This window comes from Terribium retamae (genome assembly GCF_022347545.1).
Classification (GTDB): domain Bacteria; phylum Pseudomonadota; class Alphaproteobacteria; order Rhizobiales; family Rhizobiaceae; genus Mesorhizobium; species Mesorhizobium retamae.
In genome coordinates, this window is sequence record NZ_JAKREW010000005.1 from 191,427 (window position 1) to 214,610 (window position 23,184).

Here is a 23,184-nt window from a genome sequence, read left to right on the forward strand (position 1 = left end):
GGAGCCGCGCCAACACAGGAGGCAAGAATGTCGGATACCAAGGTCTACCTGCTCGACGGCGGCTCGCTCGTCCTCGACGGCTATCACGTGTTCTGGAATCGTGGTCCGGGCGGCGAAGTCCGCTTTCCGGTCTATTCGATCCTGATCGAACATGCGGAAGGCCGCTTCCTCATCGACACCGGCTTCGACTACGACCATGTCATGAAGGTGTTGCCCTTCGAGAAGCCGATCCAGGAAAAGCACCAGACGATCCCGGGCGCGCTGGCGTTGCTCGGGCTGGAGCCGAAGGACATCGACGTCGTCGTCAATTCGCATTTCCATTTCGACCATTGCGGCGGCAACAAATATTTCCCGCACGCCAAGAAGATCTGCCACCGTACGGAGGTACCGCAAGCCTGCAATCCGCAGCCGTTCGAACATCTCGGTTATTCGGACCTGAGCTTCTCGGCCGAAGCGGCGGAGGCACGCGGCGCCACCGCACAGCTCCTGGAAGGCACCACACGCGCCAACTCGACCTTCGAAGGGATCGACGGCGACGTCGAACTCGCCAAGGGCGTCAAGCTGATCTCGACGCCCGGCCATTCGATCGGCCACTACAGCCTTCTCGTCGAGTTCCCCAAGCGTCAGCCGATCCTATTCACGATCGACGCCGCCTATACGCAGAAGAGCCTGGAGACTCTGTGCCAGGCAGCTTTCCATATCGACCCGGTCGCCGGCGTCAATTCGATGCGCAAGGTCAAGAAGCTGGCCGAGGATCACGGTGCTGAGCTGATGTACTCGCACGACATGGAGAACTTCAAAACCTACAAGACCGGCACGCAGTTCTACGGCTGACCGCCACTGGAGCGTTTCCGTTTTCGCGGAAACGCGGAACTGCTCTCACTTTTGTTTTTACGCAGATCCGGAGAGAGAGAAATGCGTTATCCCGAACACGCCGATCCTGTGATCACCCTGACCGCGGGGCCGGTAGATGCTTATGCAAAGGTGCTGCGCAGCCTTGGCCGCACGGTGCTCTACGACTACGACCCGGCGTTCCAGCTCTTCTACGAGCAAGTGGTCGACAAGGCACAGAAGGCGATGCGGCTGTCGACCAAGCCGGTGATCCTGCACGGCGAACCGGTCCTCGGCCTGGAAGCCGCGGCAGCATCGCTGATCACGCCCGACGACGTCGTGCTGAACCTGGCTTCAGGCGTCTACGGCAAGGGCTTCGGCTACTGGGCGAAACGTTACTCGCCCAACCTGCTCGAAATCGAAGTGCCTTATAACGAGGCGATCGACCCGCAGGCAGTTGCCGACATGCTGAAGAAGCATCCCGAGATCACCGTCGTGTCGGTCTGCCACCACGACACGCCGTCGGGCACCATCAACCCCATAGATGCCATCGGTGCGCTGGTCTCGGCGCATGGCGCCTATCTGATTGTCGACGCCGTCTCATCTTTCGGCGGGATGAAGACGCATCCGGAAGACTGCAAGGCCGACATCTATGTCACCGGCCCGAACAAATGCCTTGGAGCACCTCCCGGTCTGACGCTGATGGGCATCAGCCAGCGCGGCTGGGCCAAGATGAAGGCCAATCAGGCGGCGCCGCGCGCCTCGATGCTCAGTATCGTCGACTGGGAGAACGCCTGGTCGCGCGAACAACCTTTTCCCTTCACGCCCTCGGTCGCGGAGATCAACGGGCTCGATGCCGCGCTCGACCTCTATCTCGAAGAGGGGCCGGAAGCGGTGTGGGCGCGCCACGCGCTGACGGCAAAGGCCATGCGTGCGGGCGTCGCCGCGATGGGCCTGTCGATCTGGGCTGCCAGCGAGGAGATCGCATCGCCCACCACGACCGCCGTGCGCACTCCGGACGGTGTCGACGAGAAAGCGCTGCGGCAAGCCGCACGCGCCCGCTACGGCGTGGTGTTCTCGTCGGGTCGCGGTGAGACGCTGGGGAAGCTGACGCGCATCGGCCATATGGGCCCGACGGCGCAGCCGATCTATGCGATTGCGGCGCTGACAGCGCTGGGCGGCGCCATGAACGCGGCCGGCCAGAAGCTTGCAATCGGCAAGGGCATCGATGCGGCGCTGGCCGTTATCGACGCCGACGCCTGAACATCATCGGAATGGGCATAAGGGAGAGATTTCATGACTGAACGGCTTGCGGGAAAGACGGCGCTGGTGACAGGTGCCGCACAGGGCATCGGCAAGGCGATCGCGGCGCGGCTGGCAGCGGACGGCGCGACCGTCATCGTCAGCGATGTCAACGCCGAGGGCGCCAAGGCTGCCGCCGCCGCAATCGGCGGAAAGGCCAAAGCCATCGCCGCCGACATCTCGGATCCGGCGTCGGTAAAGGCGCTCTTTGCCGAGATCCAGGCGTTGTCCGACGGCGTCGACATTCTGGTCAACAACGCCAGCATCGTGCCGTTCATTGCATGGGACGACGTCGACCTCGACCACTGGCGTAAGATCATCGACGTCAATTTGACGGGGACCTTCATCGTCAGCCGCGCGGCGACCGACCAGATGCGGGCCGCTAACAAGGCCGGGCGCGTGATCAGCATCGCCTCAAACACCTTCTTCGCCGGCACACCCAACATGGCAGCCTATGTGGCGGCCAAGGGCGGCGTCATCGGTTTCACCCGGGCGCTGGCGACGGAACTCGGCAAATACAACATCACCGCCAATGCGGTGACGCCGGGCCTGATCGAAAGCGACGGCGTCAAGGCAAGCCCGCACAATGAGGCGTTCGGTTTCGTGGAGATGCTGCAGGCCATGAAAGGCAAGGGCCAGCCCGAGCATATCGCCGACGTGGTGTCCTTCCTCGCCTCCGACGACGCACGCTGGATCACCGGGCAGACACTCAACGTCGATGCCGGCATGGTCCGGCATTAGAACATTTTGTAGCCAAGTGGAATCACTTGGCGTTACAAAAATGCCGCGAAAACAAAACCTTAGAGCATTCCGCGTTTCCTACAGTACGGAAACGCGGAAACGCTCTAGGTCTGCCGCGATGCGACGGGCGCTCGCATGCGAACGTGGCTGAGTGCAAGGCACTCCAGATCACCTGGGAGCGTCTGAAAGATCGTTACGCATACACGGAGGCGAAAGCTGTTCGCCTTCGTACGGTCAGATCTTCTTGGTCGGTTCACCATCGGTAAACCATCATTCGCCAATGGTGCGGATATGGCTGAACTGATTCCTTTCCCGCTCCACTCGCGCGCCACCTTGGTCCGCTCGCTCGCTGATGATTTGGAGGTCGTGCACGGTCCGAACGCCAATACGTTCTGGCGAGAGCGCATTGCCGGCATCGTCGCCGGCTTGCGCGCGGACGGTGTCGCCGACGAAGCGATCCGAACAGAGATCCTCGGTCTGCAGTCCGCTGTGCAAGCGGAATTGCAGAGACGCGCCCGTTCGACGGCCGTGGTCTAGAGCATTTTGTAGCCAAGTAGAATCACTTGGCGTTACAATAATGCGACGAAAACAAAAACTTAGAGCGTTTCCGCGTTTCCGTGAAAAACGGAAACGCTCTAGGATTGGCGCGCACGACTTTTCACGCGCTGCCAGGCAACAGATCTGCTCGAGTTCCCAATGCGAGCTTGGCGGTTGCTTCCAACTGCTCACATCCATCATTGTTCGTGAGGCCATATGTCGGGCTTCGCCGCGATTTAACAGGGCCCGCATGCTTCCGGGTCGATGCACGAATAGTTCGCGGGGCGTCTGCAGGGAAGGTGCAGGCGTCTTGACCGCAATCAAAATCTCATATCGACTATGATGTACGTACCTCAGTATGGCTGTAGAAACACTTTTGCCGCCTGGGTGGCGGCCGGATGAGTTCGCAGAATTAGAGGGGGAAATAATGAAGGATTCGGCTTTCAAACCGGAATTCATCATAACAGATGAAACGTCTCTTCGAGGCTTGTTTGAAGCGACGCATGCCCTGGCCAAACAGAAATTCCAGAAGACCCTGGGACCCCATGCGCAAGAGTTCATAAGGCGGTCGCCGTTCCTGTGCATCGGCACACAGGATCTTGATGGCAAAGCCGATGTCAGCCCTCGCGGCGATCCTGTCGGCTTTGTCAAGATTCTTGACGAGCGCACGCTGGCTATTCCAGACCGGCCCGGCAACAATCGTCTCGACAGCCTGGTAAACATCCTGGCCAATCCGAACGTTGGATTGCTGTTCATCGTTCCAGGGTTTGATGACACATTGCGCGTGAACGGACGCGCCACTTTGGTGACGGACCCCGAACTCATGAACAGCATGAGCGTCAATGGCCGCGCTCCCAAGCTTGCGATTGTGGTGGAGGTGACCGAGGTGTTCATGCATTGCGCCAAAGCATTCCGGCGCTCTCATTTGTGGAACCCGGATCATTTCCAGAACCGGACGGAAATGCCGTCTCTTATTAAAATAATCCTCGACGAAACAACCGGAGCGCCAATCGACAACGACGAGATGCGCAAAATCGATGAAGATCTGGAAGATGAATATAAAAGAACGCTTTATTAGCTGCCTGTGGTGGGCGGTCAGGAATGCGAAGCCCGGCGTGACTATACGCAGGTGGGCAGGTGGTTCGGCCAGCCTGTGACATATGAGAGCGATGGCACGCAGATACATCGAAGTTTGAATTGGCTCTTTGGGCTGACGAAGGGCCTGCCATCGCCGGATATGAAACCAGCTGGCAAGGGCGACATCATCCGTCCAACAACCGGATCAAGGCAGTCGAAGCTTCTGTACCCGCCAAGCCGAGATCCCGCACGCTACTCATGTGATTTGCGGCGGCGAGAGTGCCACGGGAAACAGCCAGGCCCTGACCCGTCAAATGGTCTGCAAACACATTTGCTTGCTGGTGGAAGGGCTCCGTTTCGTCGGCACCGACCAAGACCATGGGAGCAACGCTGCGATCGAAGCGATGATTGATGGGCGAGAAGCGATCGACCTCTTCGTCGGTGATGGCGATCTCAGCGGCCAGAAACGAGGTCTGTAAGGGCTTCAAATCGTAAATCCCGCCAAGCAGAAGAGCGCCTTTGATGCCGGATGGCCGTTCCTCGTCGTCAAAAAGCATCGTCGCAAGATGCGCTCCGGCCGAGTGACCGCTCACGGTGAGCTGGCGGGGGTCGCCACCGTAATCCGCAATATGGTCGGCTATCCAGAGGCGGGCGCGCCGGATCTGGTCGACGATCCTGGCCATCCTCACCGACGGCATCAACGCATAGTCCACAATGACCGCGATCGCTCCCGCATCTGTGATGGTGTCGGCGACATAGGAATAGTCGCCCTTCGAGAACATCCGCCAGTAGCCGCCGTGAATGAACAAATGCACCGGCAGGCCATCGCGTCTGTTCTTCGGAAAAAACAGGTCGACCGTTTCGGTGCGATCCGGGCCATAGGAGATATCGGCGGTCATTGGGGTTTTCGCCCTGGTCTCTGCGCTCCGGCGCACGATTTCGGCGACAATGTCATCGAACTCGGCGACATGATCGCGAATGCGGAACGGATCTTTCGGCATCTGTTTGCTCACATTGTCACGGCGATATACTTGGCCTCCATGAACTCGGCTATGCCGTGCTTCTGTCCGCCTTCACGTCCCAGTCCGCTCTGCTTGACACCGCCGAAGGGTGCGGCCGGGTCCGACATCAGGCCGCGATTGAGGGCTATCATGCCTGACTCGATCTTCGATGCCACGCGCATCCCTTTCGACAGGTCGCGTGTATAGATGTAGGCGGCAAGCCCGTATTCGGTCTCGTTCGCTTTTGCGATCGCTTCGGATTCGGCTTCGAAACGACTGATGGGAGCCACGGGGCCAAAGATCTCCTCGTGAGCCATGACCGCGTCGGCCGGGACATCGCTGAGCACCGTGGGCGGATAGAAATAACCCGCGCCTCCAGGCCGGATTCCGCCGCAGAGGATTTTCGCCCCCCGGGCAACGGCGTCCTGGACGAGCCGGTCGATCTTGTCCACCGCCTTTCGGGTGATCATCGGGCCGCATTCGGTCTCCGAATCCGTACCCGGACCGATGTTGAGCGCGGCCATGCGTTTGCGAAGCCCTTCAGCGAAAGCATCGTGGATGCCGGCCTGCACGTAGAAACGATTGGCCGCCGTGCAGGCCTCGCCGGCGTTACGCATCTTGGCGACCATTGCGCCGTCAAGCGCTGCTTCGAGATCGGCGTCGTCAAAGACGATGAACGGCGCATTCCCGCCCAGTTCCATCGAGCAGGAAATGACATGTTTTGCTGCCTCGGCAAGAAGGATCCGGCCCACGCCGGTTGAGCCGGTGAACGATAATTTCCGCACGCGCGGATCGGCCAGCATGGCTGCCGTCACCGGGCCCGGGTTCGAGGTCGAGAGCACGTTGACAACGCCGGGGGGTACGCCAGCCTCTTCATAGATCGCTGCGAGCGCATAGGCTGTCAGCGGTGTCTCGCTGGCAGGCTTGAGGATCACGGTGCAGCCTGCGGCGAGCGCCGGGGCAATCTTGCGTGTTGCCATGGCAGCCGGAAAATTCCAGGGTGTTGTCAAAACACAGATGCCTATAGGCTGGTAATCGACGACGATCCGGTTCGCGCCCGACGGCGCAAGACCGAACTCGCCGCTGATGCGAACCGCTTCCTCGGCATTCCAGCGGAAAAACTCGGCCGCATAGGCGACTTCGCCGCGCGCGTCGCGCAGAGCCTTGCCGTTTTCCAGGGAAATCAACGCGGCCAATGTTTCTGCCCGTTCGGTCATCAGTTCGAAGCAGCGCCGCAGGATTTCGGATCGTCTGCGCGGCGGGGTCGCCTGCCAACTCGTTGCTGCGGCGGCGGCTGCGTCCACGGCCGCGTCCGCGTCGGCAAGCGTGGCGTCGGGAACGGTCGCGATCACCGCTTCGGTGGAAGGGTTGACCACTTCGATGACACGGCCATCCGATGAGGGCCGCCATTTTCCACCGATATAGAGGCCATGGGAGAGCGTGGTGTAGTCGGACATGTTCGGGACCCTGATCGAATGGTTCGGAAAAGTGTTTACGGGGCGATGGTTGTAGGTTTCACATCGCGCTGGCGGCCATGTCGCCCTCGTAGGCCGCTCTGACCAAGCGCCGCATCGCCACGATGTCGAATGAACGGGGGTTGTTCTTGATCAGTCGGTCGATGCCGAGCGCCTGTTCAGCCGTCCAATCGATATGGTCCTCGGAGAGGCCGAGCTCAGCCAGCGTCCGAGTGATGCCTATGGCATTGAACAGCCGGGCAACTTCCTGGATCGCCGCTTCTGCCAATCCGTTGATGTTGCCGTCCTGGCGAGGAAGGCCGAGGGCGGCGCCGACCTCGGCGATTTCGGCGGCTGCGGCGGCGAGGTTATAGCGCATCACATAAGGCAGCATCGTTGCGACACCCAGCCCGTGCGGCGTATGCGTGAGTGCGCCGACCGGATATTGCACGGCATGGGCAGCGGCGGTCCCCGCCGTGCCGAAAGCGCAGCCGGCGGCCAGCGCTCCCATCATGACATCGGCGCGCGCATTCTCGTTCGATCCGTCGCGATAGGCTGCTTCCAGGCTGCGTCCCAAAAGCCTGATTGCCAGCAGGGAGAAATGATCCGTCAACGTGCTCTTGCCGATGAAGACATGTTGTTGCGGCAGGCTGGCGTCAGCGCCGCGTTTTGCGGCGGTGAAGGCTTCGATCGCATGCGTCAGCGCGTCGGCACCGGCGACGGCTATCAGAGACGGCGGACACGTTGCCGTCAGATCCGGGTCGCAAAGCGCCACCGCGGCGATCAGGTGAGGGCTGGAGATGCCTACCTTGAGCGTTCGCTCCGGATCCGAAATCACGGCGACCGGGGTCACCTCCGATCCGGTACCGGCCGTGGTCGGCACCGCAATCACGGGGAGGGTGGGGCCTGGCACCTTGAACTCGCCGTAATAGTCCTGCAGCTTTCCGCCGTGGCTGAGCAAAAGCGCGGCGCATTTGGCCATATCCAGGCAACTACCGCCGCCGATACCAATCACCATGTCCGGCTTGAAGTTCTTCGTCTCCGCAATGCAGTCGGCGACGCTGTCGCGGGGCACGTCAGGCAGGGTTTTGTCATAGACGAGCGTCTCCACCCGGGCAGCCGCCAATCCGGCGAGCAGTTCGGCGAACTCGGCCGTCTTCGAGAGACGCTCATCGGTGCAGATGAATGCACGGCCGCCATATCGGGCGGCAATGGCAGGCAGCGCATGGCGCTGGCCTTTGCCGAACAGGATCTCGCGTGGCAGGCGCGCGGCGGCAAACATAGTCATGAACCGGTGTCCTTCGAAAAGATAAGTAACGAGCTCGTTGCGGAGCTTCTCTTGGTGGCAGGCAGGTTTGCTCTGCCAGGGGCCGTGCCTTCGATATTCAAGCCGACGGGTTGCCCTGCGGGTACTATCGCATTCTCATATCCTCTATAAAATCGTATAGGATATAGTATTGAATTGGTCGGAGCATCGTGTTAGGGCTCGCTTCTGTCAAGAGGTAATAACGATGCAAAATTCCGATCTGGCGGTTGATGGCGACGGTCGCATGGGCGGCCGCATCCAGCGGGCCAACAGCCTGGCCGAGGATGTCTATGAGGCAATCTTCGCGCAGCTCATGTCGTTGAAGATCGCTCCAGGGTCGCGGATCACTGTCGATAATCTGGTCAAGGAATTCAGCGTCTCTCACACGCCTATCCGCGAAGCACTCGGCCGGCTCGAGGGCGAGGGGTTGGTGCTGAAGACCCACCTGATCGGCTATCGCGCCGCTCCGCAAATCACACGGCGCCGGTTCGACGAGCTTTACGAACTGCGACTTCTGCTCGAGCCTGCCGCCGCAGCCAAGGCCACGGCTGCGCTGGATGACGAACGTCTTGCCGTTCTACGAGAAGCAGCAGGCGTCATGGCCAGGCGGGTCGGCAAGGACGAGCGGCTGCGCTACTCGAATTTTGCGCGGCAGGATGCGATCTTCCACGACAAGATCATGGAGTTCGCGCAGAACGAACTCATCCGTGAAACGCTGAACCATCAGCATACCCATTTCCACATCTTCCGCCTGATGTTCCACGCGCGCGTTACCGAAGAAGCGCTGGACGAACACGAGGCGATTCTTGCCGCTTTCGCCGCAGGCGATGCGCGCGCCGCCGAGAAGGCGATGCGTGTGCACATCGAGAATTCGCGGGACCGGCTCCTGCCTGCTTTCGAGTAATCGCGCCGATGTCCATTGCCGCTCGCCTCGAAGGAGATCACGCTGTCGCGCCGGTCGCCGGAGTTCCGGTCGGTCCGGCGGTGCTCCGCGCTGAAGGCATTTCCAAGCGATACGGCACCGTTACCGTATTGTCGGACGTCACGCTGGATATTCTGCCGGGCGAAATCCACGCGATCATCGGTGAGAACGGCGCGGGCAAGTCGACATTCATGCGGCTGCTTTCCGGCTATGTCGAGCCGACCGAAGGCACATTGTCGATGGCGGGAGGCCGGGTGCACTTTACCAAGCCCGACCAGGCCCAGGCGGCGGGCATTGCCCTTGTGCATCAGGAAATATTGCTGGCCGAGGCGCTCACCGTCACCGACAACCTCTTTCTCGGCCGCGAACTCACCAGAGGCGGCATCGTCGATGACGTGCGCATGCGTCGTGTCGCAGCGGCAAAGCTGGCCGAACTTGGCTGCGAAGTATCGCCTACGGCTCTTGTCGGCGCCATCTCACTGGCGGATCGCCAACTCGTGCAGATTGCACGAGCCCTCCTCGATGAGCACAAAGTGGTCATCTTCGACGAACCCACGGCGGTGCTGACCGGCGAAGAAGTCGAGCGCCTCCTCGCTGTTATTTTCGAACTCAAGGCGCGGGGCATCGCGGTCCTTTATATCAGCCATCGTCTCGACGAGGTGCAGCGCCTCGCTGACAAGGTCACGGTGCTACGCGACGGCAAGATGGTCGGCACATATCCAGGCCACATGCTGACCCAGACCGAGATGGCGCGGGTGATGGTGGGCCGCGAACTTGCCGCTCTCTACCCTCAAAGGCAGGCGGTGCGCACCGACCAGCCGATGTTGAGCGTTCGAAACGCTGTGGTTCCAGGCTTCGCACAGGACGTGTCGTTCACGGTGCACAAGGGCGAGATCCTTGGCTTCGCCGGCATGATCGGGGCCGGCCGGACGGAGCTCTTCGAAGGCATTCTGGGACTTCGGCCGGGAACGGCGGTGATCGAACTCAACGGCTCTCCGATCCAGATACATTCGCAGCGCGAAGCCGTAGACGCCGGCATCGGCTATCTCACCGAGGACCGCAAAGGCAAAGGATTGCTCCTTCAGGAGCGGCTCGGGCCAAATCTCACGCTGTCGGCGCTCGCCAGCTTCCATCCCGGCATCATCCTGCGGCGTGCCCGCGAAGCGGAGGCGCTGACGCAGGCAGTGGCCGACTACGACATCCGGCTGAAGAGCCTCGGCGTCAAGGCAGGGCAACTCTCCGGCGGCAACCAGCAGAAATTGTTGCTTGCCAAGGTGCTTCTGACCAATCCGTCCGTCGTTATCATCGACGAGCCGACGCGCGGCATCGATATTGCCAACAAGGCGCAGATCTACAGCTTCATTCAAGACCTCGTGGGGCAGGGCAAAGCCTGCATCGTCATCTCTTCGGAGATGCAGGAACTGATCGGGATATGCGACCGCGTCCTGGTCATGCGCGAAGGGGTCATCAGCGGCGAGGTCTGGGGCGAGACGATGACCGAGAGCAACATCGCGCTGCTTGCGACGAGCGAGCGGGCGCACGTCGCCCAGGGAGGAACACAGTGACAGCGCTTACCCAGTCCGCGCCGGCGAGAAACGATCGGCAATTCCAATTCTCATGGACGGACGCCGGTCCGTTCCTCGCTCTTGCGGTGCTGCTGGTGGTCGGGTTCGCGGTCAATCCGGATTTCCTCTCCACGACCAACCTCGGCAACGTGATTACGCGCAGCGCCTATGTCGCCATCATCGCCGTTGGTGCGACATTCGTGATTTCATCTGGCGGGCTGGACCTATCCGTCGGTTCGATGGTTGCCTTCATCGCAGGCATCACCATCATGTTCATGAACATGATGGTGCCGGGACTTGGTCTCTGGGCCATTCCGGTGGGGATGGCGATCGCCCTGCTGGCGGGGCTGCTGTGCGGCCTGGCCAATGGTCTCATCGTTACGGTAGGCAGGATCGAGCCATTCATCGCCACGCTCGGCACCATGGGCATCTTCCGGGCACTGATCACCTACATGACCGACGGAGGCACGATCCCGATCGACCGGTCGCTGCGGGAGGCCTACAGACCGGTTTATTTCGGAACGCTGGGCGGCATTCCGGTGCCGATCCTGATCTCCGCTGTCGTCGCCTTGCTCGGCGCGTTTGTCCTCTACAAGACCAAATATGGACGCAAATGCGCTGCCGTGGGGGCGAATGAGGATGTCGCCCGCTATTCGGGCATCTCCGTCATCAAGACACGCACCGTGGCCTATGTCATCCAGGGAGCATGCGTGGCGATTGCAGCCGTCTGCTATGTGCCCCGACTCGGCGCCGCCACTCCGACAACCGGCCAGCTCTGGGAACTGCAGGTCATCACCGCAGTCGTCATTGGCGGGACAGCCCTGCGCGGCGGCAAGGGGCGCATATGGGGCACCATCGCCGGTGCCGTGATCCTTGAGTTGATCGCCAACCTGATGGTGTTGTCGGATTTCGTCTCCGAATACCTCGTTGCTGCGGTCCAGGGCGTCATCATCATCATCGCCATGCTCGTGCAGCGATTTTCCAGATAGCCCGTCTCGGGACCGGGCGGGCGCCAAAGTTGATCGGTCCATTCTGGGAGGTAGTAATGTTTAATAGAAAATGGATTGCGGCCGTGGCGGTCGGCGCCTTGATGGTCGCCAGCCAGGCGCTGGCGGCGGATAAAAAGGTGATCGCCGTTTCCATTCCTGCCGCAGACCACGGCTGGACGGCCGGTGTGGTCTACCACGCGCAGGCGGCCGCCAAGGAAATCAACGCCGCGTTTCCGGATGTCGAGGTTGTCGTGAAGACCTCGCCGTCAGCGGCCGACCAGGTCAGTGCGCTGGAGGATCTTTCCGCGAGCCGCAAACTGAATGCGTTGGTCATCCTGCCTTACACCTCCGAAGAGCTGACTCAGCCGGTCAAGGCCATCAAGGATATGGGGACCTTCATCACCGTGGTCGATCGCGGTCTGACCGATGCCTCGATCCAGGATCTTTACCTTGCCGGCGACAACATTGCCGTCGGCGCCAATACCGCGAAGTTCATGATCGAAAAGCTTGGCGGGAAGGGTAACGTGGTGGTGCTTCGCGGGATTCCAACCGTTATCGACGACGAGCGCATCAAAGGTTTCGAGGACACCATCAAGGGAACCGATCTGAAGGTGCTCGATATCCAGTATGCGCATTGGAACAGTGACCAGGCTTTCAAGCTGATGCAGGATTATCTCGCCAAACATCCGCACATCGACGCAGTATGGGCCAATGACGACGACATGCTTCTCGGCGTTCTGGAGGCGGTCAAGCAGTCCGGGCGGACAGACATCAAGCTGGCGCTTGGCGGCAACGGGATGAAGGACATCGTCAAGAAAGTGATCGATGGCGATGCCATGACGCCGGTCGAGACGCCTTACCCGCCTTCGATGATCAAGACGGCCGTATACATGACGGTGGCCAATCTTGTCGGTCAGGCGCCGGTCCGCGGCCACGTCAAACTCGACGCGCCGCTGATAACCCAAGCCAACGCCAAGGAATACTACTTCCCGGACTCTCCATTCTGAGCCCGGTGATCCAGTTCGCGACAGCCAGGGCGCGTTCGTGCGCCTTGGCATCCCAAAAATCAAAAGGATAAGTCATGCCAGCCAAGAAGATATTGATGCTGACCGGTGAATTCACCGAGGAGTATGAGATCTACGTCTATCAGCAGGCAATGGAGGCGGTCGGCCACACCGTCCATGTCGTTTGCCCCGACAAGAATGCTGGCGATCTGATCAAGACTTCGCTGCACGATTTCGAGGGCGATCAGACCTACACCGAGAAGCTTGGCCACTATGCGTTGATCAACAAGACATTCTCCGATGCGGAGAAACAACTCGATCAGTATGACGCTGTCTATTGTGCCGGCGGGCGGGGGCCGGAATATATCCGCACCGACAAGCGTGTTCAGGCCATCGTGCGTCATTTCCACGAGACCAGGAAGCCGATCTTCACCATTTGCCACGGGGTGCAGATACTGATCGCAGTCGACGGCGTGGTGCGCGGCAAGAAGGTTGCAGCGCTGGGGGCCTGCGAGCCGGAAGTCACACTCGCAGGCGGCACTTATGTCGACCTGTCGCCGACCGAGGCATATGTTGACGGCACGATGGTGTCGGCCAAAGGCTGGACCGCTCTCGCAGCTTTCATCCGCGAATGTCTGAAGGTGCTCGGCACGGAAATCCGGCACGGCTAGAAAAGGGAGAACATTTGGAGCGGAGCGCGATCCGGTTGCAGCGTGCCGCTCCAAATGAAGCGCGTCCGTCGCCGGTGGCGATCCTGCGCTGTTGGAACAGCCTTGAACCTGACCGCAGGTTGTCCTGCGTCTTTGACCGCCGTTTCGCAGCGCGGCGGCGGGTCATTGGTGGATCCCAATCGATGCCGTCCTCCGTCTGATCACGAACTGCACAGCGTGTCAGAAAATCGAAATTGCTCCAGCCTCTTCTACCCGCAATGGTTCTTCCGGAGGTAGTCCGGCTCCAGGGTAAAGACCAAAAAGCGCCAAGGCGGCTCGGATGAGCTGCGGCGCGGTGCCGGGGAAGGGAGGATCGAATTGGCTGGCAGGGGCAAACCCGGCGGCAGGATTGGGAGCGTGCAGATCTCCCAGGAACTCGTCGTCATTGCGATCTCAGTCATTCTCTTCGCCGTCTTCTCGGCGACCCTGAACAATTTCCTTAGCCAGGGAAATGTCATCGCCATCCTCAAGAACGTGTCCATCCTCGGTACGCTGGCCGTTGGAATGGGCTTTATCGTGGTCGGTCGGGGTATCGATCTGACCATGGTGGCCGTGATGGTCGTCGGCGTTGCCTTCAGCATCTGGGTCTCCAGCTGGGGCGTCGACTTCACCTTGGCGGTGATTTGCGGCGCTCTCCTCGCGGCCGCGATCGGTCTGTTCACCGGGATCATGGTGGCTGTTGCAGAAATACCCCCGATCTTCGCGACCCTGGCGATCGCGTCATCGGTTTATGGGTCCGGACGCATCGTCTTCGCCTCCGACGTCCTCTATGCGCCGCCCAACATCGCCTGGCTCAAATTCGTCGGCAACGGAAGCGTCTTCGGCATACCGATGTCCGTCGTCATGTTCGCATGTGTAGCGGCGCTGATGGCTTTCTTCCTGAGAAAAACGCGCTTTGGCCGATTGGTTTATGCCACGGGCGACAACCCGAACGCGGCCCGCACAACTGGGCTGCCGACGCGCCCGATCATCGTGACACAATATGTCATCAGCGCGCTCATCGCCTTTACCGCCGGCATCATCATGACCGGCCTGGTCACCGGCATCGACACACGTCTCTACAATTCAAGCCTGATCTATGACGTGCTCCTGGTGGTCGTCCTTGGAGGAATCGGCCTTTCAGGAGGGCAGGGCGGCGTTCGCAATGTCATCGCCGGGACCATCCTGGTCGGCATCCTCACCAACGGAATGACGATCCTCAACTTCAGCTATACCAGCCAGAATCTGATCAAGAGCGTGATCCTTCTGAGCGCCCTTGCCATCGACGCCATTATCAACCCGCGCGACGAGCAGACCTCGCAGAGCGGCGACATCTGACCAAGAACATCAAGAAACCAGGGAGGAATCACGATGCTTTTCAAGAATGGCCTGTTGGCGTGCCTGACGGCGCTAACACTCCTCGGTGGAGCAAAGCTTGCCACCGCCCAGGAAACAGATCAGGTCGGTCGCGCGGCGTATCTTGAGGCGGTGAAGGGCAAGAAGGTCATCTTCGTGCCGATCTCGCAGGGGATGGACCTCAATCAAGCCTGGGTGACGGTGTGGCAGCGCCATGCCGCCCGCTATGGTTTCACCCTCGAAGTGCGTGATCCCAACGGCGACACCAATGCCGGCATCCGCGCCATGCAGGGCGCTATTGCCGAGAAGCCGGACCTCATCATCGTGCAGAACCCGGATGTGCAGACTTATGCACGTCTACTCAAGCAGGCGCAGGCCAGCGGCATCAAGGTGCTGCAGGTCAACATGCAGTCGGCGACGCAGACCGACAGTTATGTCGGCAACGACTGGATCGAGATGGGACGCCTGGAAATGGGCGAACTGGCCAAGCATTGCACCGGGCCGAACGCAGTGTCGCATAAAGTGGTCTGGCTCGCCGGAGTTCAGACAGGCGCTGCCAACATCTACATGCGCACCGGCATCGACGAGGTGCTGAAGGCCAATCCCGAACTGCAGCTCGTCTCCGACCAGCCGGCCGATTACATGAGCGAAAAAGCTCGTCAGATCACCGAGACCGTTCTTCAGCAGCATCCGGATCTTTGCGGCATCATGGGCATCTGGGACAATGCCGAAGTTGGCGCGGGAGCCGCCGTCGCGGCTGCCGGAAAGCAGGACCAGGTGACGATCGTCACAAACGGCGCAGGCAGCGCAACGGGCTGCGAAAGCATCAAGAACGGCCTGCTCGACGTAATCTTCAATTTCAACGCACCTATCCAGGGCGAGATCGCTGCACAGCAGATCTCCGAGTTGCTGCAGCGCCCCGAACGGCAGGCAGGAAGCGAGAAGACCATATTCTTCGGCCCCATCACGCGCGTCGACAAGGACAACGCCGTCGGCAGGAACTGCTGGAAGCTGGACGACCTCAAGTAACGGATTTTCTTGATGAGCATGGCCGAAAGCCTTGTGCGCTGGCGCTATCGCGTGCTCCCCGACCACGTGGTCGGGGAGATCTTGACCAAGAAGTGGATCGACAGCGTCATCCCGTTCACGGCGTTGGTGATTTTGTGCGCGATTTTCGGTTCGATCGTGCCGGGTTTCTTCGATCTCGCGACTTTGACCAATCTCAGTGGCCAGACAGCGGAACTCGGCCTGGTCGTGCTCGGCATGACCATCGTCATGGTGTCTGGCGGTATCGATCTGTCCGTCGGCTCGACCTTCGCACTGGCCGTGCTTGTTACGCTCTTCGGCATGAATGTCGAACAATGGAGCTTTGGGACCGGGCTGCTGGCTTGCCTCGGCCTGGGGCTGGTCTGTGGCGCCATCAACGGCCTCCTGGTCGGTTTCCTGCGCATGCGCGCATTCCTGACCACGCTCGTCACGCTAATCATCTACCGGTCGACCTTCGATATCGTTTTTCCGCAGGTTTCAACCGCCATTGTCACCAGCGGGCCGGATTCACCCGCATATGATTTTCTCGGTTTCGGTACGATCTGGGGAATGCCGGCTTCGTTCGTCGTGTTCGCGCTGATTGCGCTGCTGCTTCACCTGGTCCTTTCGCGCACCCGCTATGGCTGGCGCCTGTTTGCGGTCGGTGGCGCGCGCCGTTCCGCCTACAATGCCGGCATCAATGTGCGTTTCACTCTGTTCAGCGCGTATGTTCTCTGCTCGGTGCTCGTCGCGCTTTCCGGTTTCTTCTTCTCGGCCCGCATCGGCAGTGCGGCTTCCGATATCGGCACCGGGCTCGAATTGCAGGTGCTGACGGCGACTGTGCTTGGCGGTATCTCACTGGGCGGCGGTCGCGGCTCGGTTGCCAAGGCGTTGATGGGAACGATCTTTGTGCTCGTGCTGTCGAACAGCCTGCTCGCGCTCGCTGTGCCTGGCCCCGTGAACTATCTGATCCTTGGTCTGGTGCTGCTGCTGTCGGTGCTTCTCGACGTGCGTTGGGTGAAGAACCGACACAAGATCCTGCGCAGCGTTTATATCTCGCCGACCTTCGCCAAGATGCCGCAGGCGATCTCCACCGAACCTGGCGCTCCGATGGCAGTGAACGACCGGCTGAAGGATGTCGGCGTCATCGGCCTCGGTTTCCTGGACGGCGCCGAGGACGTGATCTTCGACCGCCAGGATCGCCTCTATACCGGCAGCCGCCAGGGCGACATCCTGCGCTTCAAGCCGCCGCATTATACCGAGAGCGAGGTGTTCGCCCATATCGGCGGGTCCCCGCTCGGCATGGCCTTTGACCGTGACGACAACCTGGTTATCTGCGTTGCCGGCATGGGGCTCTATCAGGTCTCTCCGGAGGGAGAGGTCAAGCTGCTGACCGCCGAGACCAACCGCTCGCTGACCTCGGTCGTCGACGACTCCACCATGAAACTCGCCGACGATTGTGACATCCTGCCCGACGGACGCATCGTCTTTTCCGAAGCCACCGTGCGCTTCGAGATGCACGACTGGTATGCCGATGCGCTCGAGAGTCGCGGCAATGGGCGCATCATCGTCCACGATCCCCGCTCCGGCTCGACGCGGACACTGTTGTCGAACCTGGTCTTCCCCAATGGCATCTGCACTGCCTTCGACGGGCAGTCCGTGCTGTTTGCCGAAAGCTGGGCCTGTCGTATCAGCCGCTACTATTTCGACGGCCCGAAGAAAGGCACAGTCGAACGGGTCATCGAGGGGTTGCCCGGCTATCCGGATAACATCAACCGGGCCTCGGACGGAACCTATTGGCTGGCACTGATGGGCATGCGCACGCCGGCGCTGGATCTCTCGCTGGAGATGCCGGGTTTCCGCCGTCGGATGGCGAGACGCGTATCGGAGGATGCCTGGCTGATGCCGAACCTCAATACCGGCTGCGTGCTGCGCTTCGACGAGACGGGCCAGATCCTCGAAAGCCTATGGGATCAAGCCGGCGAGAAACATCCGATGATCACCTCGATGCGTGAACACAAGGGCGTCCTGTATCTCTGCGGCATCTTCAACAACCGCATGGGAACACTGCCATCGCAGGGCGCCGACCCGGACTGGTTCAGTTCGGATTCCTATTGGGGTGAGAAGTCATGAACGCCGTAAGCCGGTTTTTTGACCGCTTCCTCGGCCGGGGCGACTGGGCTGTGACCGTGCCCACGCTTGACGGACCGCTGCTGCCCAACCAGGAACTGGAGGAGGCACAGTTATTGGCCAGCCTCGCGGAGGCTGACAACCTCGTTCACACCGAAAAGGGCATGCTGGCGAGCAGCGCGAACCGGCTGCTGCGTTTCGACATTGCAGGCAAAGCGGAAGTGCTGCAGGAATTTTCGGGCGAGATCACCGCGCTCGCCCATGCCCGCGGCATGACCGCGCTGGCCGTGGATGGCAGCGGCGTTGTCATTCGCGGCGGCCTCCATGACGGACGAGTGGCGACGGGCGATGAAGCTGGCAGGCTGACCTGCGTCACTGCCCTCACTTTCCTCGACAGCAATACCGTGTTGGCGGCGAATGGGGCAGCCTCGTTGCCAGCGAATGCGTGGCGCCGCGACCTTATGCAGAAAGGTGCTTCCGGGTCGATCTGGCGGCTCGACCTGAAGAGCGGAAAGCTGGAATTGATCCGTGACAGTCTCGCCTGGCCTGCCGGCATCGCAACCACCGGCTCCAATCGCATCTATATCACCGAAGCCTGGCGCCATCGCGTGCTGGCGGTCGACCTCGCCACCAGGTCAACGGTTCCTGTGCTCGACCATCTTCCGGCCTATCCGGCCCGCATCGCGCCCGCCTTCAATGCCGGCTATTGGCTGACATTCTATTCCGTACGCAACCAGCTGGTGGAATTCATCCTGCGCGAGGAGAAATACCGCAAACGCATGCTGGCCGAAGTACCGGAAGCTTACTGGATGGCGCCATCGCTCAGTTCGTGGCGAGACTACCGCGAGCCGATGCAAGGCAGCCAGCTCAAGCAGATGAACGTCTTGAAGCCTTACGCGGTCACCAGGTCCTACGGCCTTGTGGTCCATTGCGACCAGAATATGAAACCGCTGTCGAGCTTCCATTCGCGAGCCGATGGCGTCGTGCATGGGACGCTTAGTGCATGCGAATGGGGCGACGATCTCTTTGTCGCCTCTCGTGGAGGGGCCAGGATCGTGCGCCTGTCAAAGGTCGCAAGCGGCAAGCGGGGTTAAACGATGTCGGACGCCAACATCATCGAACTCAGGGCTGCGACCAAGGCTTTCTCGCGCATTCCGGCTTTCAAGAACGTCGATTTCGATCTGCATCGCGGCGAAATCCATGCGCTCCTCGGTGAAAACGGAGCCGGCAAGTCGACACTGACCAAGGTCATGGCCGGCGTGTTTAAGCTGACCGAGGGCAAACTTCTCTTTGATGGCAAGGAAGTGTCTTTCGCGACCCCTGCAGAGGCGCTACGCGCCGGCATCGCCATGGTGTTCCAGGAGACCAATCTGGTGCCAGCCATGACCGTGGCGCAGAACCTCTATCTCGGCGAAGAGAAAATGTTCAACCGCCTCCGGGGTCTCCACATCCAGGCCCGCCAATTCCTCGCGGGAATGGGCTTCCAGGTCGATCCGACCGCGCAAGTCAGCACGCTCGGTGCGGCGCACAAGCAGATGGTGGAAATCGCGCGTGCGGTCCACCACAAGGCTCGAGTCATCATCTTCGACGAGCCGACCGCGACGCTGACGCCAGAAGAGAAACGACATTTCTTCAACCTCTTACAGCGGTTGGTCAAAGAGGGGATCGCCATCATCTTCATCACCCATGCGCTTGAGGAAGCGCTCGCCGTTGCCAACCGCATCACCGTCATGCGCGACGGCGAGATCGTCGCATCGGGAGACGCCAAGGGCTTCACCCGCGCCTCGATCGTCCAGGCCATGGTCGGGCGGACGCTCACCGAAACACTGCATGGCGACGTGAAGCGCAGCGCGCGTCCTTATGGCGACAAGGTGCTGTCGGTGGAGAACCTCTCTTGCGCCGGCCTCGTGCGCAACTCGTCCTTCTCCGTGTTTTCCGGACAAGTCACCGGCATGTTCGGATTGGTCGGCGCCGGACGCACCGAAATGGCAAAGGTCGTTGCCGGGCTCTTGAAGCGCAACATCTTCCACGGCGGTGAAATCCGCTTGCTCGGCAAATCGGTGCGCTACCGCGTGCCGAGGCCTGCGGTGCGTGACGGCATCGTCTATGTGACGGAGGACCGCAAGGTCGATGGCTTCTTCGAGACGATGACGGCGGGTGAGAACCTGCAGATCGGCGAACTGACAGACAAGTCGAACCCGGTAGCGATGGTTTCCATGGCGCGCGCCAAGGAGCTCGCCAAGGAATGGGGCGAGCGGCTCAGACTGAAGCAGATCAGCGACCGAGCCAAGATGATCGAGCTTTCCGGCGGCAATCAGCAAAAGGTGGTGATCGCCAAATCGCTAATCCAGCAGCCCAAGCTGGTGATCTTCGATGAGCCGACACGTGGCGTCGATGTCGGCGCCATCGTCGAGATCCACCAACTCATCAGCGAACTCGCCGATCAAGGCATGGCCGTCGTCGTCATCTCATCTTATCTGCCGGAAATCCTTGCGGTTTCGGATCGAATCCTCGTCGTCAAGCGGGGCCGCGTCGTCGAGGAGATGATGCTTTCGGACGCCAGCGAAGAACGTGTCATGTTCGCTGCCGTCCATTGATCGGCGTAGGCCGGACGGCCTATCGATCCGAACGCAGCCTATGGTCGTCCCTCGGGCAGGCCTATTGCCTTTCAACCATTCGCGGGTCTCAATGGTTCAGGGCGAGATCATTACCGGGCGGACATGTCGAGCATCAATCTGAAACTTCTGCAGACGTTTCTGCTCGCAGCAGAAAACGGAAGCTTCCGCCGTGCTGCCGAGGAGAGCAACCGGTCCCCATCGGCCGTCAGCATGCAGATACGCGATCTCGAAGAGCAGATCGGCATCAGCCTGTTCATCCGCACTGCCCAGCGCGCAAGCCTGACGCCCGAGGGGCAGGTGCTCTTCGAACAGATCGCCAATGCGATGTCGCAGGTCCAGGGGAGCCTCGACCGGCTGACCGAAATTGCAGCTCGACGCAAGGGCAAGGTCCAGATTGCCTGCGCTCCGACGCTCGCTGCGAGCCGGCTGGGAGACATTCTGGCAACCTTCAAGCTGCGTTATCCACGCTCGGTCGTCGAGGTGATCGAGACCCCGCCGCAGGGCGCCCTCGGGCTCTTGCAGCAGCAAGAAGTCGAGTTCTATATCGGCCCGGAGCTGCCGAACCTCAACGACTTCCAGTTCGAGTCGATCCTGGACGATCCATTGATGGCCTGCATCCCGACGGAAATATATGGCGGTGAGCAGAAGCTGCCTCTGTCCGATCTTCTGCGCTTCCCGCTGATCCTGCTGAATCGCAAGACCGCCGTGCGAGGTCTCGTCGACCGGCTGACGGCAGCGGAAGGCATCGAACTCAAGCCGCAATATGAAGTCGAGAGCGCACAAACAGCGGTGGCGCTGGTGTCGTCGGGTCTAGGCGTCTGCGTGGTGCCCGGCATCGCCATATCGCGCAACGACGAGCGCATGCGCGTGGTGCCGATCGATCACAGCGATGCGCACCGTGCGGTAGGCATCATCACGGCTCGGGGCTATGTGCACCATTCCTTCTCCGAACAGTTGATGAACCTGATCCGCACCAATCTGCGCGAACTTGCCCAATGACTCTTCGGCTCTAATCGGTCTGGATCCAGACCGATTTTGTTTCGAGATATTCATGAAGATGTTCGGTGCCGCCCTCGCGGCCGTAGCCGGACATCTTCATTCCGCCGAACGGCACAGCCGGATCCAGCGCATGATACATGTTGATCCAGACCGATCCCGCCTTGATGCGGCGGGAGAGTTTATGGGCGGTTCCGAGATTGTTCGTGAAAATCCCCGCAGCGAGGCCATAAGGCGTTGCATTGGCCCGCATGACTGCTTCATCGATCGTGTCGAACGGCATGGCCGAGATCACAGGGCCAAAAATCTCTTCCCGAGCGATCGTCATCTGGTCGGACACGGAACCAAACACGGTAGGTGCGATGAAGTTGCCGCCGTCATAAACCGTGCCTTCCAAGCGTGAACCGCCGGCAACCAGTCTGGCGCCCTCTTCGTTGCCGGCCTTTATGTAGCCTGCCACCTTGTCGGCCTGCCTCGCATTGATCAGGGGGCCGATTTCGGTATCCGCCTCGATGCCGTGGCCGATGCGCAGCCTGCCGGCAAATTCGGCGACCCGCCGCACGAATTCATCATGGATCTCTCGCGCCACGAACAAGCGTGAACCGGCGATGCAAATCTGGCCGGAATGCACGAACACCGCCATCGCTGCAATCGGAACTGCTTTGTCGATATCGGCGTCACGGCAGACGATGATCGGGGACTTTCCGCCAAGTTCGAGCGAAACGCGCTTGAGGTTGGTTACACCGGCGCGCGCGATCGCCTGCCCTGTCAGTGTCGAGCCGGTGAAGACGATCTTGTTGACGTCGGGGTGTTCGGCAAGCCGAGCGCCCGCCTCTGCGCCTGTCCCGGTCACTACATTGACTACACCATCCGGCACACCTGCTTCCTGCATCAAGCGAGCAATCAGAAGCGGTGTGAGCGAAGCGTCCTCCGAGGGTTTCAGCACGACGGTGCAGCCGGTGGCCAATGCTGGCGCGATTTTCCAGATCGAGGCAGCTGTCGGAGCGTTCCAGGGAATGATCGCACCAACCACGCCGACCGGTTCGCGCCGCGTGAATGTGACGATTTCGCCGGGAATGGAGTTGTCGACCGTTTCGCCATGCAGTGCCGTCGCCATGCCGGCATAGAAACGCAGCATGCCAATCACGCGACGCCGGTTGGCGACAGTCCGGGTGATTGGCAGCCCCATGTCGAGCGTGTCGGAAACGCTGAGCTCTTCCCAGTGCTTCTCGAACAGGTCGGCGATCTTGAGCAGTACGCATTGTCGCTCGTAAGGTGAGAATTTGGACCACGGGCCTTCGAAAGCCGCACGCGCCGCAGCCACCGCCGCATCGACATCCGCGGCTCCGCCGCGCGGCACGGTGCCCAGCACTTCGCCGGTGGCAGGGTTCAACGCCTGCATTTCCTGCTCGGACTGAGCCGCGACCCATTTGCCGCCGATGAACATTGGCCGGAACTCGCCATGGTAGAGAGCCTTGGCCATCGCTCCCGGATCGAAGTTCAGGGTCATCTGCTTCTCCTCGCAACTACAGCGACTATTCCCCCGCAGGTGCAGGAGCTCAAACAAGGAAAGCTAAAAGGGCGTTCAGATAATCAAACTGTGCAACGCGCACGTCTTCCCCGATGTTGCCGGCAACGGA

20 protein-coding genes are annotated in these 23,184 nt (G+C 60.7%); 16 read left to right on the plus strand and 4 right to left on the minus strand.

Annotated features, from left to right (window positions below):
* The first annotated feature begins 27 nt into the window (after positions 1-27).
* The 5 genes from pldA to L4923_RS08535 all read left to right on the plus strand — a co-directional run bounded on the left by pldA (position 28) and on the right by L4923_RS08535 (position 4,489).
* Positions 28-834 (plus strand): 4-pyridoxolactonase, encoded by an 807-nt coding sequence (gene pldA / locus L4923_RS08515; protein WP_239363572.1) that lies wholly within the window; start codon positions 28-30, stop codon positions 832-834.
* An 81-nt stretch (positions 835-915) separates the two neighbouring features.
* Entirely contained in the window at positions 916-2,094 is a 1,179-nt protein-coding gene (gene ppaT, locus L4923_RS08520) for a pyridoxamine--pyruvate transaminase (protein WP_239363575.1), read from the plus strand.
* Positions 2,095-2,127: 33 nt separating this feature from the next.
* The gene (gene pldH, locus L4923_RS08525; protein WP_239363578.1) at positions 2,128-2,874 is read left to right on the plus strand and encodes a pyridoxal 4-dehydrogenase, SDR-type; all 747 of its coding nucleotides are present in this window, start codon (positions 2,128-2,130) and stop codon (positions 2,872-2,874) included.
* A gap of 291 nt (positions 2,875-3,165) precedes the next feature.
* Positions 3,166-3,411 carry a DUF6074 family protein gene (locus L4923_RS08530; RefSeq protein ID WP_239363585.1) on the plus strand — a complete coding sequence of 82 codons (246 nt, stop codon included), beginning with the start codon at positions 3,166-3,168 and terminating at the stop codon, positions 3,409-3,411.
* Positions 3,412-3,838: 427 nt separating this feature from the next.
* Positions 3,839-4,489 carry a pyridoxamine 5'-phosphate oxidase family protein gene (locus L4923_RS08535; RefSeq protein WP_239363588.1) on the plus strand — a complete coding sequence of 217 codons (651 nt, stop codon included), beginning with the start codon at positions 3,839-3,841 and terminating at the stop codon, positions 4,487-4,489.
* A gap of 184 nt (positions 4,490-4,673) precedes the next feature.
* Here the strand turns inward: L4923_RS08535 and L4923_RS08540 are convergent, their stop codons facing one another.
* The 3 genes from L4923_RS08540 to L4923_RS08550 are packed head-to-tail and all read right to left on the minus strand — an operon-like array spanning position 4,674 to position 8,231.
* Positions 4,674-5,489, minus strand: a complete 816-nt coding sequence (locus L4923_RS08540) for an alpha/beta hydrolase (protein WP_239363591.1) — start codon at positions 5,487-5,489, stop codon at positions 4,674-4,676.
* Between the two features lie 8 nt (positions 5,490-5,497).
* Positions 5,498-6,946 carry an NAD-dependent succinate-semialdehyde dehydrogenase gene (locus L4923_RS08545; protein WP_239363594.1) on the minus strand — a complete coding sequence of 483 codons (1,449 nt, stop codon included), beginning with the start codon at positions 6,944-6,946 and terminating at the stop codon, positions 5,498-5,500.
* 58 nt (positions 6,947-7,004) lie between these two features.
* Positions 7,005-8,231 carry an iron-containing alcohol dehydrogenase gene (locus L4923_RS08550; protein ID WP_239363597.1) on the minus strand — a complete coding sequence of 409 codons (1,227 nt, stop codon included), beginning with the start codon at positions 8,229-8,231 and terminating at the stop codon, positions 7,005-7,007.
* 223 nt (positions 8,232-8,454) lie between these two features.
* On the opposite strand from L4923_RS08550, the gene L4923_RS08555 reads away from it, so the two are divergent.
* The 11 genes from L4923_RS08555 (at position 8,455) to L4923_RS08605 (ending at position 21,547) form a co-directional block, all read left to right on the plus strand.
* On the plus strand, positions 8,455-9,153 hold the full coding sequence (locus tag L4923_RS08555) for a GntR family transcriptional regulator (RefSeq protein WP_239363600.1): 699 nt from the start codon (positions 8,455-8,457) through the stop codon (positions 9,151-9,153).
* Between the two features lie 8 nt (positions 9,154-9,161).
* The gene (locus L4923_RS08560; protein ID WP_239363603.1) at positions 9,162-10,736 is read left to right on the plus strand and encodes a sugar ABC transporter ATP-binding protein; all 1,575 of its coding nucleotides are present in this window, start codon (positions 9,162-9,164) and stop codon (positions 10,734-10,736) included.
* The gene (locus L4923_RS08565) at positions 10,733-11,725 is read left to right on the plus strand and encodes an ABC transporter permease (protein WP_239363606.1); all 993 of its coding nucleotides are present in this window, start codon (positions 10,733-10,735) and stop codon (positions 11,723-11,725) included. Before L4923_RS08560 ends, L4923_RS08565 begins: the two co-directional genes overlap by 4 nt.
* 56 nt (positions 11,726-11,781) lie before the next feature.
* A complete protein-coding gene (locus tag L4923_RS08570) occupies positions 11,782-12,732 on the plus strand; it encodes a substrate-binding domain-containing protein (protein ID WP_239363609.1) in 951 nt (316 codons plus the stop codon).
* Between the two features lie 74 nt (positions 12,733-12,806).
* Positions 12,807-13,400 (plus strand): DJ-1/PfpI family protein, encoded by a 594-nt coding sequence (locus L4923_RS08575; RefSeq protein WP_239363612.1) that lies wholly within the window; start codon positions 12,807-12,809, stop codon positions 13,398-13,400.
* A gap of 396 nt (positions 13,401-13,796) precedes the next feature.
* Positions 13,797-14,756, plus strand: a complete 960-nt coding sequence (locus L4923_RS08580) for an ABC transporter permease (protein WP_239363615.1) — start codon at positions 13,797-13,799, stop codon at positions 14,754-14,756.
* Between the two features lie 33 nt (positions 14,757-14,789).
* On the plus strand, positions 14,790-15,803 hold the full coding sequence (locus L4923_RS08585; RefSeq protein WP_239363617.1) for a sugar ABC transporter substrate-binding protein: 1,014 nt from the start codon (positions 14,790-14,792) through the stop codon (positions 15,801-15,803).
* Positions 15,804-15,815: 12 nt separating this feature from the next.
* Positions 15,816-17,933 (plus strand): ABC transporter permease, encoded by a 2,118-nt coding sequence (locus L4923_RS08590; protein ID WP_239363619.1) that lies wholly within the window; start codon positions 15,816-15,818, stop codon positions 17,931-17,933.
* Positions 17,930-19,024 carry an SMP-30/gluconolactonase/LRE family protein gene (locus L4923_RS08595; RefSeq protein WP_239363622.1) on the plus strand — a complete coding sequence of 365 codons (1,095 nt, stop codon included), beginning with the start codon at positions 17,930-17,932 and terminating at the stop codon, positions 19,022-19,024. The genes L4923_RS08590 and L4923_RS08595 overlap by 4 nt, the downstream gene beginning before the upstream one ends.
* A 3-nt stretch (positions 19,025-19,027) precedes the next feature.
* Positions 19,028-20,527 (plus strand): sugar ABC transporter ATP-binding protein, encoded by a 1,500-nt coding sequence (locus L4923_RS08600; RefSeq protein WP_239363624.1) that lies wholly within the window; start codon positions 19,028-19,030, stop codon positions 20,525-20,527.
* A gap of 123 nt (positions 20,528-20,650) precedes the next feature.
* Complete coding sequence (locus L4923_RS08605) at positions 20,651-21,547, plus strand: LysR family transcriptional regulator (protein WP_239363626.1); 897 nt, start codon at positions 20,651-20,653, stop codon at positions 21,545-21,547.
* A gap of 10 nt (positions 21,548-21,557) precedes the next feature.
* On the opposite strand, the gene L4923_RS08610 is transcribed toward L4923_RS08605, so the two are convergent.
* Positions 21,558-23,054, minus strand: a complete 1,497-nt coding sequence (locus tag L4923_RS08610; protein WP_239363627.1) for an aldehyde dehydrogenase family protein — start codon at positions 23,052-23,054, stop codon at positions 21,558-21,560.
* Positions 23,055-23,184: the final 130 nt, after the last annotated feature.